General features: G+C 53.1%; 10 protein-coding genes and 6 pseudogenes. 8 read left to right on the top strand and 8 right to left on the bottom strand.

The features are described 5' to 3' along the window. Positions 1–4: 4 nt before the first annotated feature. A pseudogene (locus KVH01_RS29175) lies at positions 5–714 on the bottom strand (IS5 family transposase); the annotation flags it as partial. A 215-nt stretch (positions 715–929) separates the two neighbouring features. On the opposite strand from KVH01_RS29175, the pseudogene KVH01_RS29170 reads away from it, so the two are divergent. After that, positions 930–1280: pseudogene (locus KVH01_RS29170) on the top strand (transposase); the annotation flags it as partial. 351 nt (positions 1281–1631) lie between these two features. Here KVH01_RS29170 and KVH01_RS30780 read toward each other — a convergent pair. The 6 genes and pseudogenes from KVH01_RS30780 to tnpA all read right to left on the bottom strand — a co-directional run bounded on the left by KVH01_RS30780 (position 1632) and on the right by tnpA (position 6457). Next, positions 1632–1748, bottom strand: coding sequence for a DUF4304 domain-containing protein (locus KVH01_RS30780; RefSeq protein ID WP_404822121.1), 117 nt, complete (start codon positions 1746–1748; stop codon positions 1632–1634). An 88-nt stretch (positions 1749–1836) separates the two neighbouring features. After that, positions 1837–2058, bottom strand: a pseudogene (locus KVH01_RS29160) (transposase domain-containing protein); the annotation flags it as partial. Between the two features lie 104 nt (positions 2059–2162). Next, positions 2163–3824, bottom strand: a complete 1662-nt coding sequence (gene ltrA / locus KVH01_RS29155; RefSeq protein WP_217883773.1) for a group II intron reverse transcriptase/maturase — start codon at positions 3822–3824, stop codon at positions 2163–2165. Positions 3825–4401: 577 nt separating this feature from the next. Then, a pseudogene (gene tnpC / locus KVH01_RS29150) lies at positions 4402–5709 on the bottom strand (IS66 family transposase); the annotation flags it as partial. 83 nt (positions 5710–5792) lie between these two features. Further along, a complete protein-coding gene (gene tnpB, locus KVH01_RS30270) occupies positions 5793–6128 on the bottom strand; it encodes an IS66 family insertion sequence element accessory protein TnpB (RefSeq protein WP_017279403.1) in 336 nt (111 codons plus the stop codon). Beyond that, a complete protein-coding gene (gene tnpA, locus KVH01_RS29140; RefSeq protein ID WP_217883772.1) occupies positions 6125–6457 on the bottom strand; it encodes an IS66-like element accessory protein TnpA in 333 nt (110 codons plus the stop codon). Before tnpA ends, tnpB begins: the two co-directional genes overlap by 4 nt. Positions 6458–6560: 103 nt before the next feature. Here tnpA and KVH01_RS29135 point away from each other — a divergent pair. Then, a pseudogene (locus KVH01_RS29135) lies at positions 6561–7192 on the top strand (IS5 family transposase); the annotation flags it as partial. Positions 7193–7529: 337 nt separating this feature from the next. On the opposite strand, the gene KVH01_RS29130 reads toward KVH01_RS29135, so the two are convergent. Then, complete coding sequence (locus KVH01_RS29130) at positions 7530–9209, bottom strand: ShlB/FhaC/HecB family hemolysin secretion/activation protein (RefSeq protein ID WP_217883771.1); 1680 nt, start codon at positions 9207–9209, stop codon at positions 7530–7532. 1123 nt (positions 9210–10332) lie between these two features. On the opposite strand from KVH01_RS29130, the gene KVH01_RS30265 reads away from it, so the two are divergent. The 6 genes and pseudogenes from KVH01_RS30265 (at position 10333) to KVH01_RS29105 (ending at position 13438) form a co-directional block, all read left to right on the top strand. Next, positions 10333–10470, top strand: a complete 138-nt coding sequence (locus KVH01_RS30265) for a hypothetical protein (protein ID WP_225924431.1) — start codon at positions 10333–10335, stop codon at positions 10468–10470. Continuing rightward, a complete protein-coding gene (locus tag KVH01_RS30260; RefSeq protein WP_225924430.1) occupies positions 10467–10781 on the top strand; it encodes a reverse transcriptase family protein in 315 nt (104 codons plus the stop codon). The genes KVH01_RS30265 and KVH01_RS30260 overlap by 4 nt, the downstream gene beginning before the upstream one ends. Before the next feature lie 316 nt (positions 10782–11097). Next, positions 11098–11231: pseudogene (locus KVH01_RS29120) on the top strand (transposase domain-containing protein); the annotation flags it as partial. 592 nt (positions 11232–11823) lie between these two features. Beyond that, the gene (locus tag KVH01_RS29115) at positions 11824–12201 is read left to right on the top strand and encodes a histone-like nucleoid-structuring protein, MvaT/MvaU family (RefSeq protein ID WP_404822120.1); all 378 of its coding nucleotides are present in this window, start codon (positions 11824–11826) and stop codon (positions 12199–12201) included. 350 nt (positions 12202–12551) lie between these two features. Next, a complete protein-coding gene (locus tag KVH01_RS29110) occupies positions 12552–12836 on the top strand; it encodes an Arc family DNA-binding protein (protein ID WP_217883770.1) in 285 nt (94 codons plus the stop codon). Further along, the gene (locus KVH01_RS29105) at positions 12827–13438 is read left to right on the top strand and encodes a trimeric intracellular cation channel family protein (RefSeq protein ID WP_217883769.1); all 612 of its coding nucleotides are present in this window, start codon (positions 12827–12829) and stop codon (positions 13436–13438) included. Before KVH01_RS29110 ends, KVH01_RS29105 begins: the two co-directional genes overlap by 10 nt. The last annotated feature ends 67 nt before the right edge of the window (positions 13439–13505 follow it).

Raw genomic sequence — 13505 nt, 5'->3', positions numbered from 1 at the left:
ATTAGGCACTGTCGACGAACAGGGTATTCAATGATGGGTACTTGCCCATTGAGGACGTCGCCGCATCGTCTGCCGCATCTCGATCCTGCATGCTGGCTGCACTGATGCTCACCGCCAAGAGCAGGCCTAAGGTATCAACGATGAGACTGCGCTTGCGCCCTTTCACCTTCTTGCCTGCGCCGTAACCACTTTCACCACCCTGGGCGAGCTACGAGTTGATTGAGAATCCAGAACAGCGGCTGACGGCTTTTCATCACGATCCACTCGCTCTCGCCATTGGGCACGAAGCTGATCATGCATTTGCTCAAATTTGCCCTGAGCGCTCCAGCGTCGGAAGGTTTTATAGACATTGTCCCAATATAGAAACTCGCGAGGCAGCATTCGCCATGAGCATCCCGTGCGCATGACATAGCAGCAAGCCTCCAGGAGCGTGCGCCTGGAGTTCCGGGGTGGCACGCCACGACCGCCGCCCGATACTTCCAACAAATCTGCGACCAGCGTCCATTCGGCGTCGGTCAGGCAACTGGGATAGCGCTGCTCCGGCAACTGACGCCGGTGTGCCTCGGTGTAGCCATAAGACTTACGAGGCTCGGGAGGTTGGAAACTACCTTTGGCCCGTTCCTTTACACGAACAATTCCAGCCAGTTTCAACGCCTTTGCGAACGTGTCGGGATGAGCGGTGATGCACGTTTCAGCATGGAATGCTTGCGCCAATTCGGCCTGACTGGACTAGGGCTGCGCATGAGCAAGCTTGGTCAGTAGTGGGTAATGCTCCGCAGCAATTGCGGGCGGGCGTCCAGTTTTAGGCATGGCAATGCTGTATAGAAGAGAGGCAAGGTGTCTACACCCTTTAGGGAAATCCTGAAAAAGACTTCCTGATTTGGCAAAATTGCCGGACACCAGTCGCCGAGCTTTTCGATGATGAACAGATGACCTTTGCCGGCGCCGAGTACGCAGGCAAACGCAAGCAGACCCGCAAGGAATTGTTCCTGATCGAGATGGATCAGGTGGTGCCTTGGAAGGGTTTGATCGCCTTGATTGAGCCGCACTATCCAAAGGGTGAAGGTGGCCGTCCGGCCTATCCGTTGATGGCGATGCTACGCGTGCACTTGATGCAAAACTGATTCGGCTAAAGCGATCCTGCGATGGAAGAAGCACTGTATGAAACGACCATCCTGCGCCAGTTTTCGGGTCTGAACCTTGAGCGGATCCCGGATGAAACCACGATCCTCAACTTCCGTCGCCTGCTGGAAAAACACGAACTGGCCGCTGGAATTCTGTAACCGTCCGGTAGACACGTCTTGACGGAATCATCTTAGGCCGATGGCGCGAGCAAGACGCCCCTGTTGACGGTTGCGGTGGAGCTTTATGAGCTTTTGGTGTCCGGGAGGGGGCCTTTGGCCCAGTGATCAGATGCTTCGCCGCTCAGGTAAGACTGAACCTCGCGGGCCGTATCTGCGAACCGAGTAGTACTGTTTCCTTTATTGTCATATCTGAACCAGTGATCGCCTCCCATAACCGCCCCTAAACGGATACGCTTATTCGGATGCAGGTGTACCGCGACCACTTTTGTTGGCGGGATCTGTTCACCCCAAGACATAGTCACTCCCTCTGCGGGGCTGACAGCTACCTCAATGGCAAATCCCCCCTCCATGCCTATCAAATTGAAACGTGATCAGATCAATTTGCTGTCCTGTATTGCGGCGAAAATGGGGAGGCGATCCCTTAAACCCCATGCTGCGAAGGATAGGGATGACATGCTCCTTTAATGCTGCATCGATTTTTTCACTACTCTATTTGGCAAAAGAGGAAGGTGTTCGGTAATACGCTCAGCGATTAGGTGGGCGTCCACTTATGCGGCAGAAGCTCAGTAATCTCGCTCGCCCGCTGTGTAGGCAGGCGTGTAAGAACATCCTTCAAGTAAGCATACGGATCATGCCCGTTGAGCCGCGCCGACTGGATCAAACTCATGATCGCCGCCGCACGTTTACCGCTGTGTAACGAGCCCGCGAACAGCCAGTTCGAGCGCCCAAGAGCCCACGGCCGAATTTGATTGTCGGGTAGTCAGACGCGGTTGCCCGCGCCCAACCCCCTAAGAACCGTGCATGCGAGTTTCCCAGCACACGGCTCAAGCCTCTGCTAAGGCGCTACTGGGCACCCGGTTATACATCGTCGACATTGGCAAATTGCACATTCCTTGGGCACCGCAGGTGGTAGATCTCAAGATTGGCGGCCGCATCCGTCCCTCCGTGACTCAGCTTCACAACATGGCGGCTATGCCATGGTGTGTCTTTGGTGACCGGTTTAAGGCATGCGCAGCAGCGGCCGCCTTGCTGTAGCCACACCCGATACAGCTTGGCTCGACCCTTTGGGGAGATAAGCATTCTTTTGCCCCATCGGGATTCGAAGTACTCATCCCATTCAGGGTCGTGAGGGTTGGCAGCAGCCTTGATCTTGATATGTCGCACAATTGGCGTGTCCGAGGCGTCCAATAACGTGTACTGACGCTTCCGACCATCGGCGGATTTTTCAGCACATGAGAATACCCATCGACGTGCCCCTTGTACTTTGAAATACCGATCCTTCACCCATCGGCGTGTCTTGCGAGGGTGGCGACGCACCGCCCATCGCCAGAGCATTTCCCACACGGCGCTGTCCACCTGGTTGAAGACCTTCTTGGCGACGACATGACTGTGATAGTTCGCCCAGCCCCGTAGAACCGGGTTGAGCAAACCTATCAAGTTAGCCTGCCGTATCGTTTTGTTGGTCTTGATCAACTCTCGCAGCTTGGCAAGTAAAGCCCCGATGTTCGCCTTGGACGGCTTGATCAGGAGCTTGCCGTTGTACTTGCGCAGGTTCCATCCGAGGAAGTCGAACCCGTCCCCTATGTGCGTTATTTTGGTTTTTTCCGGAGAGAGGACAAGTCCACGCTCTGCCAGAAATTCAACCACGGCGGGCCTGACTTCATTTTCCAGCCACTCTTTCGAACAGCCAGTGATGATGAAGTCGTCTGCATAACGCACCATCTGCATTTTTCGGGCTGTCCACTTTGCGTTGGGAAACCTCTTTGCCAGCATCGCTTCCAACCCATCCAACGTCATGTTGGCCAACACCGGGGATATGATGCCTCCCTGCGGGGTTCCTGCGTGGCTGGGGAACAGCTGATTTTGGTAGACATAACCGGCTTGGAGCCATTTCTGCAAAATCGCTTTATCCATGGGGATGTTGGCGATCAACCAGTCATGGCTGATATTGTCGAAACAGCCTTGAATGTCGCCCTCTAACACCCACTCTGCGTTTGCTTTTCGTGACAGCACACCAAAGCACTGCGCGGCGGCATCCGCAGTTGAGCGTTCCGGCCTGAATCCATAAGAGTTCGGGTCGGCGGTGGTCTCCGCTATCGGTTCCAGAGCCAGCAAATGAAGCGCCTGCATGGCCCGGCATTTCATCGCGGGAATTCCGAGAGGTCTAGTCTTACCGTTTTTCTTCGGAATGAGTACTCTCCGAAGCGGAAGCGGCGAGTAGCCTCGCCGCTTCAACGACTCTATCGCAGCGATCTTGGCCCTGGGCGTATTCCAAGTGACCTTGTCCACACCGGGAGTATTTTTGCCTTCGTTTTCAGACACACGTTTCACGGCTAAAGCTTTGCCGCTGAACGAGTGAGTCAGCAGCCATTGCAAGGCTCTCGCCTTGTTATGCCTACCGTCTTGTACAGCCTTCACAATACGCGCTTGCAGCCCTTTGACACGACGTTGCACGGCGATCCAATCGATGCCGTCCCACGACGTGCCGGAAGATGCACACGCCAATGCTGCTGCGTTCATTTGCTCTCCTTCCGTTGAAAGGGTTCTACCAACTCTCGTGTGAAGAGAGACCATGAGGACGTCTGCCCGCTTTCGCGTGAAGTGATGTTTCAACTTCTATCCAACCCATTACAGGATGGCATTCGCTTTTTCCTCGTTCCTTCGCCCGCACCGCCATGGGCAGTTTTTACAAACGGCTTTCCCTGACGGGAGCGATACGGGATTTCCACGTTGCGCCTACTGAAGTGCGTCGGGTTAGGTGCCTGCTATCGACCGGGAGGCATGTGGGTCACGAGTGCGTAGTCGAAAGACGCAATTCCCTCCTCCATTACCATTTTGGTTCGAGCGTGTAAGCCATTTCCGCTCGCTCAACTTAACGATCGTTGCGCAGATTCACATGCGTTCACCATACCGACTATCTAGCCCTTGTCCGGCTATGGCTGCCAGAAGGGTACGCCTCTCACGATTGGTACCCCGCACCTTGCGGTGCCTCGTTCCATTGTCGAAGGCGCTCTTGATTCAGCCTTCTAGATTCACCCGGTGACACGGGTGGTTCCCGCTGGGGGGAACAACTTCATTAAGCGACTTCGTGTCGCACCTCGCACCAGTTATTATCGATGGGCACAGCACCGTCATCGAGATAGCGCGTCAGCGCTATCCAGCGTTTGAGGCTGTAATCCAGCGCCTTGGCGATGGCCGAACCCTCAGGCACAAGCTGTCTTTGGGCGATCATCCAGGTATGAAGTGCGTCGGCGATTGGCGCTGCTTTTTCCTGCCGTATTCGCTGCCGATCACCCGGCTCCAGCTCTCGGACTTCTCGCTCAACTTCGTACAAGACCGCGATGTAGTGCAGCGCTTTTTCGGCGACCTGGCTCTTGTTGGTCGCGTGCAAATCGAAGAACTTCCGGCGGGCATGGGCCATGCAGCCGATCTCCGTAACGCCCAGTTCAAAGCCTGCCTTGTAGCCGGCAAAGTCATCGCAGACCAGCTTGCCGTCCCAACTGCCCAAGAAGGCTCGGGCATGTTCGCCAGCGCGGCTCGGGCTGAAGTCGTAAACGACCGCCGCCAGGTTGGAGAACTGACTGGTGGCATAGGCCCAGACGTAAGCGCGATGAGTTTTCTTCGCGCCAGGTGTCAGCATTTGTACCGGCGTTTCGTCAGCGTGGACAACGCCGTATGTCAGCACGGCTTCGCGCAACGCATCAACCAGCGGCTGTAATTGCACGCCGCAGTCGCCCGCCCACAGCACCAAGGTCGAACGGGCGATGGGCAGCCCGGCGCGGCCGAAGATTTTCTCTTGGCGATACAGCGGCAGATGGTCGGCGAACTTGGCCACCATGATGTGGGCCAGCAGGCCGGCGGTCGGGCTGCCCTTGTCGATGACCTGCGCCGGAACCGGTGCCTGGATCAGGGTTTCGCACTGATCGCAGACCCACTTGCCACGGATGTGACGCTCCACTGTGAACACGCCCGGCGTGTAGCCGAGCTTCTCGCTGACATCCTCGCCGATGCGCTTGAGGGCGCAACCGCACTGGCAGTGGCTGCTGTCCGGTTCGTGATGGATCAGCGTGCGAGGAAACTACGGTGGCAGCGGTGCGCGCTTGGGTTGCTGGCGCACTTTGGCTTCGACAGGTGCCGGTTGCAGCGCCTCAAGTTCGGCTTCGATAGCGGCGATATCCGTATCGATCAAGGCGTCGAGCAGGCTGGCTTGATTCGGGCTCAACTGCTCGCTGCGCTTGGCAAACTTGAAGCGTTTGAGCAGTGCGATCTCGTGGGCCAGTTTCTCGTTGACCGACTTGTGATGAGTGATTTGCTTGTCCATCGTCTCGACGCGCTGGATCAACTGCGCCGCCAAGGCGCGCAGTTCTTCAGGGTTTAATTGATCGAGATACGGATGCGAAGTCATGCCACCGATTTTGCCAGAGAGGGCTAGTGGAGGCGATAGACGGATGGGCCAATTGCGCTGGCAAGCGCGCCATGGCAGACAAGTTAGAGCACCGTGATGGCTCCTCCGGAACCGACGCGTTGCCAAGGTAAACCGAGCACCAAGGCTTGAAGTTGCTCTGCATCCAACTCGACTTCAGAGCCGTGCCGCACGCCCGGCCAAAAGAAGCGCCCTTGATTCAAGCGCCGGGCTGCAAGCCAAATCCCCAAACCATCATGCACCAGCACTTTCATGCGATTGGCACGACGGTTGGCAAACAGATAAGCACAGTGCGGCTTCGCCGCACCGAACACCGCCACGACCCGCGCCAGCGCAGTTTCAGTGCCGGCGCGCATGTCCATGGGCTCGGTGGCGAGCCAGATGGAGTCGATGCGGATCATCGCAGCAGGTCTCGCAGGAAAGCAGAACACCCCGCTGCATTTTCTGCCGGCCAACTCACCAGGACTACGCCTTTTGAATGCGGCACTTCGATTCGGATCGTGGCAGGAAGGGCCTGATGCATCTGCACCGGCGGCGATGTCTTGACCGGGATGACGGCGGTTTGAAGTGTCAGATTTTTCTGCGCATGCACGCGTATCCATTTATGGACGAGGTTGGCGTTGAGATTGTGGGTCAAGGCGACATTGGCAATCGAGGTGTCAGCCTGCGCACACTCGGCGATGACCTGGGCCTTAAAGGACTTGGAATAGGAACGGCGTTCTTGTGGCATGGGCGTCCGCTTAAAAAGGCTAGAAATGGTGTCCACTTAAATTTAGGTGGACACCATCGCCTCAAGCGACGGTGTCAGGAAGGTGTGTTGCCCGGACGGTTACGGAATTCTCGCCGTGATCAATGGTTATTTGGGCGACCGTGGACTGTCGTTGCGCCAAGGCACCATTGTGGATGCCACTCTGATTCATGCGCCTAGCTCAACCAAAAACAAGGATGGCAAGCGCGACCCGGAAATGCATCAGACCAAGAAAGGCAACCAATATTACTTCGGTGCTAAGGCCCACATAGGCGTCGACGATGAGTCAGGCTTGGTTCATAGCGTGGTGGTCACGGCGGCCAATGTGGCGGATGTCACGCAGATCGATAAAGTGCTGCATGGCGAAGAAAACGTGGTCTGCGCCGATGCGGGTTATACCGGGGTCGAGAAGCGAGAAGAGCACGAAGAGCGTGAGGTTATTTGGCAGATTCCAGCCCAGCGCAGCACTTACAAAGAGCATGGAAAACACAGTGTCTTGTACAAAGCGATACGCAAGTTCGAGAAAGCCAAGGCTCAGGTTCGTGCCAAGGTCGAGCACCCGTTTCGGGAGATCAAGCTCCAGTTTGGCTGTGAAGAAGTGCGTTTTCGGGGGGGCTGGCCAAGAACACAACGCAGATGCTGACGTTGTTCGCCCTATCAAACCTTCGGATGGCACGTCGACGTTTATTGGCGAGCACAGGAGAGGTGCGCGTGTAATCCAGGAAATGGCGGCTGCAAAGCGCCTTGCAGCGGCTGGAAGGACTGAAAAATGAAGAGAATGGGTCAAATTTCGACGGGGTCGTTTCTTGAAAAGTGCTGACGGCTTAATAGCCGGAAAATATCCGGCTATTTCAGACCATCCTTAAATATAATTTCAAACATTACATCAATCTATAGCTGCTACTGTTAGCCCAATAGCCGGGCTGCTCTGCCAAACCTGAACCGAACATTGGTGCAAGCGACGCCATGACCCTGGTATTTTATTCGACAAAAATAGCATCATGTCGAATACCTACTAGTCAAAGACGTGCTGGCGAAATCTCTACATGCGATCTTAGTAAGAGTATGTGAGCGATGCCCATGTCCAATTTTTCGGTTGACTCTGTATATTCAGCGCTTCGCCTCCTGTGCGGTTGGCCGTGCTAACTGAAATGCTGACGTTATGAAAAGACAAATCCGCGCCAACCCCCGCACCTTGAAGACTGACATTGTTTGAAGCTCTACGCGACGGCGTATGGCGCAGCGCGCCAGCGGCGCCATCATAGAAGGCGTAGATGTTAACTGGTAAACCTATCGACATATGCCAACCAACTGTGCTACGGAAGAGCACCCCACTATCCACTGATAGATAGTCGGAACTGAATGCCCGAACACCGGATGGCCCGCCCAGTACCATTCGTGACGCGCCGTCAAGGTTCTTAAACCCCTGCTGGCCCTGCAACTCCGCTTGCAAATAGACAGAGCCGGTCAACTGCTGCATGCGAGAGAGTGATAACTCTGCCTTATTATAGTCGCCTGCAGTTCTTTCGCCTTGCCGGTCTTGCAAAGCATAGGCCTGGTTATCGTATTGTAACTTACCGTGAGTAAGTGTTAGCGCATAGCGGCTGACCCCATTGCGGCCCCAAAGCATATCCTGTTGGTCGCCAGAAACCATCAATGCAACTGAGTCCGAATGCCTACGATTTTCAAAGCTCATCTGGTTGTCAACATAAACACTATGGCTATATGTCAGCCGTCCTGACAGGTTAGTCGCCTGCTGGCGAACAAACGGATAGCTCGCGTAAGCCGACCATACATCAGCCGTCCCGTCGAACAAACCAGCATAGATACCGCCCAAATTATATTTAAGGCGATTGAACCCAACGCCGCCACGTACCCCGTTGTTGCTGAGCGGAAAATCGTAGACAAAACCGCCCAAAGTGGATTTTCCATCAGAGTGATAAGGCATGCCCGACACATTTAGTCGCAGTGAGTCCCCCCAGCCAAAGGGGCTGTTGATTCCAAGCATTGCACTCATACGTAAACGGCCTGAGGTTCGGCTCCCATAGTTATCAATCGACGCGTAGCCATTGATAAGCGGGGACTTATTCACGTCCACCTCAACATCAACGGTCCCATCAAGGGCTCCCCGTGAAAGGCGGGGGGGGCTTGCAGTGGCGCCTGGAATCTCATTAATTAATAATCCTGCCCGCTCCAGGCTCTCGGTATTATCAGGGGTGCTATGAAATTTCTCCAGTAAACCGTCTACCAGCCAATCACTCGCCCGGCTTTGATTTTTTACGATCACTTTGCCGGCTTTGCCTTCAATTATCGAAAATTCCGCACTGCCATTTGCCAATGCGGCTGGATCGTAGCTGATCGAAGTAAATCCATAGCCGTGCGCGGAATAGACCGCGCTGAGTGATTCCGCGATTTGTTCCATCTGCAAACCGGTAACTTCACGCCCCATGAATGAGTTTGTGACTTTTGCTAGATCTTCGCTGGATACTTTAGTATTACCGATGAACTTGAACTGGTTTACGGTATAATGTGTCTGCTCCAGCTGAGTATTTTTGAGTATATTAGCGGATTGAGTACTAGTATTTCGTGAATCAAGGTCGCGGGATTCCGATTTCTTTTGTTGTAGAATTGATCCGGCGTTGGGGACTTGACCTTGTGCAAACGCCGTAATACTTACTGTGGATAAAATCGCGATGACGGCTGGCCCGGCGAAAGTACGTTTTAAGAAAATCATTTTGATTCCGAGAGAATAGAAAGTTAGAGATGGCGACTAATATCGATTAGTTGCTTCTTTCGTAACCCAGTCAGCACTGTAAGATAAAAGCCGAGATACTTGTTAACTCGCCCTGTAAGGGAGCTGCCTTAGAGCTAACCTCTAAAACACGCTCGTACGAAACAAGCTCGTCGCTATGCTATCTAAGACTTGAAGGGCAATTACTGTAGATGTATTGATTCGCTCTATTTACCTAGGATCTGTGCGGCTACTATTAGCGGCCATGATAACGATCCTGGTGCAAGTTCGAATCTGGAAATTTCGCAGAAAGCAAGCGAAAAGTCACTTTAAGTGAGGCCTTCTCCAGCTGAGGGGACGGTCAGATCTAAACGAGAATTTTACATACAGCTCCGGGGTGTCATCACCGATTCCACGCGTTAATGCACCGAATTCAAAAGAACGGCGCCGGCAGAAATGATTTGTAATCTCTTACACGTTCGCTGTAGCCCGCCGGATTGCGGGCGCTGAATTTCTTATTTAATGCTCATAGCAACCTGCCGAAAAAACGTAGTGGTATCGTATTGCCCTCTGACACCCACCATTGGCAGCCGTAGACCATAGCACTATCACTATTGGCACGCTTTCCCCGCGTCAGGTGTGGGCGTCGGGAGTAATTGAGTCCATTACCCAGCTTGCAGGCACAATTTGTTTTCCATTACCAACCATTGAACTGCGTGATCAGAAATTCGGGATGCCGATGTTATTCTGCGAAGCAGAAGGCCATACGGAGCAGGGCGTTATACGCCAGTCATGCTCAGATCCCGCGCGGTCGGAGGCCTTGTGCACGTTGGAAAGTCATCGCGCAGAAACTGGAAGATCTCTGCGCTGTCCGATGCGCAAGCACGGGCGGAGCAGGAAAGGCCCAAACCGTAACCCTGCTGTCTACGTCGCTGAGAAGTTGGATGCGCCCGTATTACCTGAGAAACCATCGAACAAGGGGCCTAGCCCCTGCGGAGACGGTGGAAGAAAGGGCGGTAACCAAGGGAAACACCGACACTTCCCCCGCGGCCCGAGCGCAGAGCCGGATCAGTTGAGCGTCGATGGGCTTGAGGGTGTACGTAAAGCAGCCTCAAGGAGCAAAGGCATGCAGTTCACGGCATTGCTGCACCACATCACGCTGCAGTTACTGGCGCAGAGCTTCTATGCACTTCGCCGCGAAGGAGTAGTGGGCATGGACGGCATGTCGTGGCGAGAATATGAGGAGATTTTCTCCTGGAGGTGACCGATTTGCATGCACGGCTTCACAGTGGAGCCTATCGGGCAACGCCGTCGCGGCGGATCTATATTCCCAAAGCCGACGGTAGGCAGCGTCCGCTGATTATTGCTTCTTTTAAAGACAAGATCGTACAGCAGGCAGCCGTTACCGATGTGAATGCGGGGACTTACTGGGATTCTCGTACGGGTTTCAGCCGGAACGTAGCCAGAAAGATGCGCTGGATGCATTCAGGGTCGCGCTCAAGGGGCGAGAAGGTGAACTGGTTATTAGATGCGGATAGCACGTCGCTCTTTGATGAGATCGAGCATGGATGCTGATGTTTCTGGGGCACCGGATTGCAGACCGGAGTCTGCTCGGGCTTATTTCCAAATGCCTAACAGGTGGGTCTTATGAAGGCCCCCCGGTGTCAGTATAGTTGTCGCCTCTCCTGATTTACCTCCAAAAAGTGTACCGAGGGCGGAAAGAGACAGGTTGTGACGTACTATTCACCCGAACGTAAAGCCACATTGCTTAAGATGTAGCTTCCCCCGCTGAGCCTGGCGTTAGCCGAAGTTTTTCGCCATGAAGGGGTCAGCGATGTATCGCTGTATACCTAGTGTAAGATGACCAGTGTCCAATGAAGCAAAGTGCCAGATGAGTTTGATCCAGTCGGCCAAGCTCTACGGGCACGATGCGTATACCTATCTAAAGGACGTTTTTACTCGCCTGCCGACGCAGCAGGCGAATGAAAATGGGAGTTGTGGCCGCATCGTTTGCAACCGATTTAGTTGTGCAAGACGGGGCGTCCGGACGCTTACAGCACAGTACGAGATCGTACCTACGCGCCAGGCGGGATCGGCCATTGTGCAGTCAGTCACGGCCGGTTGGGCGGCAGCGGCCATTTATATCCGTCCAACTGAATAGTCTGGAAGTGAACTTCAGAGTCGCTACACCGCGAACAGATGAATCCAAGCGCTCCCGACGTGCTTAATGCTTCTTGGATTGATGGGGTGATCGCACTCTAAAGAAAGCGCTGGATGAATGAGTAGCTACGCGGGGAGGCCGTTTAAAGGGGGGGCCAGCATCGTCAGTTTCGCATTCTGCGCATAAACCGGAATGCCCGAGCCGATGCCGTCTGGTTGTGAATAGGTTAGGCAGCACTTCCTAAACAGGGTATCTCGGCCGCCTTAACAGACGAGTCGGCATGGCATGCGCTTGGCTTATATCACGAAGGTAGAGTAACGTATTTTCTATTCTTTAACTTCGCCTGTGATGAGGGCGCAGTCATAGTATAGTAGTCTTGGAGTACACTACTCGTGTTCACTAATCAAAGGTACTCCTATATCCCGTTTTGCAGGATTTCGCAGGCTTGATCAGCAATTGGCTACACAGCTTGCAGACCTTAAATCAATTAAAAGTGATATTGGCCTAAAAAAAGAAATAGATTTTGAGACAAAACTGCGCGCTCTACTCAATAAGTACGGCTTTAGTTTAAACCAGATTATTAGTATTTTAGACCCGGAATCCAGTCGCGGCACGTTGAAGCGGACAGGTGTGACTCCAAAAAACTCCAGTAAGCCGCGCATAGTAAAAATTTATAAAAAACCGGACTCCGGCGAATTGATTGAAACGAAAGGAAGTAATCATCGACAGCTTAAACATGGAAAGCTCTGTATGGCCCTGAGATTGTCGAGTCTTGGAGGATTCAATAACGCGGGTTGCTTGGCCCGCCCGTGCGGACACTACGGGCGGGCTTGATTGAGGTCGCCATTGGAAGTGGTCCATAGTGGCGTCGATCATACCGGATGGCGTGACCGTGCACACAGTCGCCAAAAAGTGGATTAAAATGAAGCGAAATCACCCGCAGCGGCTGTTTTTTTGAGGTGATTTCTCTAAAGATGAGTTCATCGATGGAATATTTTTTGCTCCCTTCCTAACGGTATTCGGAAGAACGGCATGTTTGAAGTAGAGTGAGCGGCCAGGGTACGCATAAGATCTCCTAGCTTGAAGTTAACAGAAAATTACGTGACTCAAAAAGAAAATTCTCAAGCCAAAAGCTCAGGCAATCGCCTTATGATATGACCTCGTTTTTTTAAAAGAGATCTGTGATGCGCAGTCAACTTGTTGCTTTTGTTGTTCGCCTGCCTAAAGAACTTCATGAGAAGATAAAATACGCAGCGACAGCGGATTCTCGAAGTATGAATAGTGACATCGTCGTTCGGTTAGAGCGCTCTTTTTTAGCCGCACAAACATATGTGCTCAATACAAAAGTGAAATCCATATTATTTGAACATATCGAGATTTTGGAGAGCCAAATAGAGTACCTAAATGCAGAACTTGCTACGTTTAAACAGGCTAGCCAAGCCCTGGAAGATTCACCACCATGTTGCTAGTACTTTACCTTATTGGCATTAGTGCAGAAGCGATGACTGGCGCTTTGTCCGCCGGTCGTCGTGGTATGGATTGGTTTGGTGTGGTCTTAATTGCCTGTGTAACAGCGCTCGGTGGCGGTTCGGTACGCGATATATTACTCGGCCATTATCCACTCACGTGGGTATTGCACCCTGAATATTTAGTTCTAACCACTGTCGCAGCGTTATTGACGATTATAATTGCACCGTGGATGCGACGTCTGCATTCATTATTCTTGGTTCTGGATGCAGTTGGCTTAGCAGCTTTTACGGTGATCGGATGCGAGATTTCCCTGACGCGTGGAGACGGCATGCTCGTGGCTTCAGTCAGTGCAGTTATTACCGGCATATTTGGCGGTGTATTGCGAGATGTTTTTTGTAACGACATTCCGTTGGTTTTTCGCCGCGAACTGTACGCCAGCGTGTCGTTTTTCACTGCTTGGACTTATATGGTGTGTATGCAATTGGAGTTGCCCAACAAACAGGTTGTCTTGCTTGCCTTGTTTAGCGGTGTTTTGCTTCGACTTCTGGCTGTTCGATTTCGTTGGGAGATACCTAAGTTTTTATATAATGGCGAACATTAATGAGGCAGTACTAGGGGTTGTCTGAAAAGTCGCCTCGGCTAAAATGACGCGCTCTGGTTGCCGGGAA

The organism is Pseudomonas khavaziana, from assembly GCF_019145205.1.
In the GTDB taxonomy this organism is placed as follows: Bacteria; Pseudomonadota; Gammaproteobacteria; order Pseudomonadales; family Pseudomonadaceae; genus Aquipseudomonas; species Aquipseudomonas khavaziana.
The sequence above is the reverse complement of the archived record's forward strand: the minus strand, read 5'-3'. Positions and strand labels throughout refer to the sequence as shown.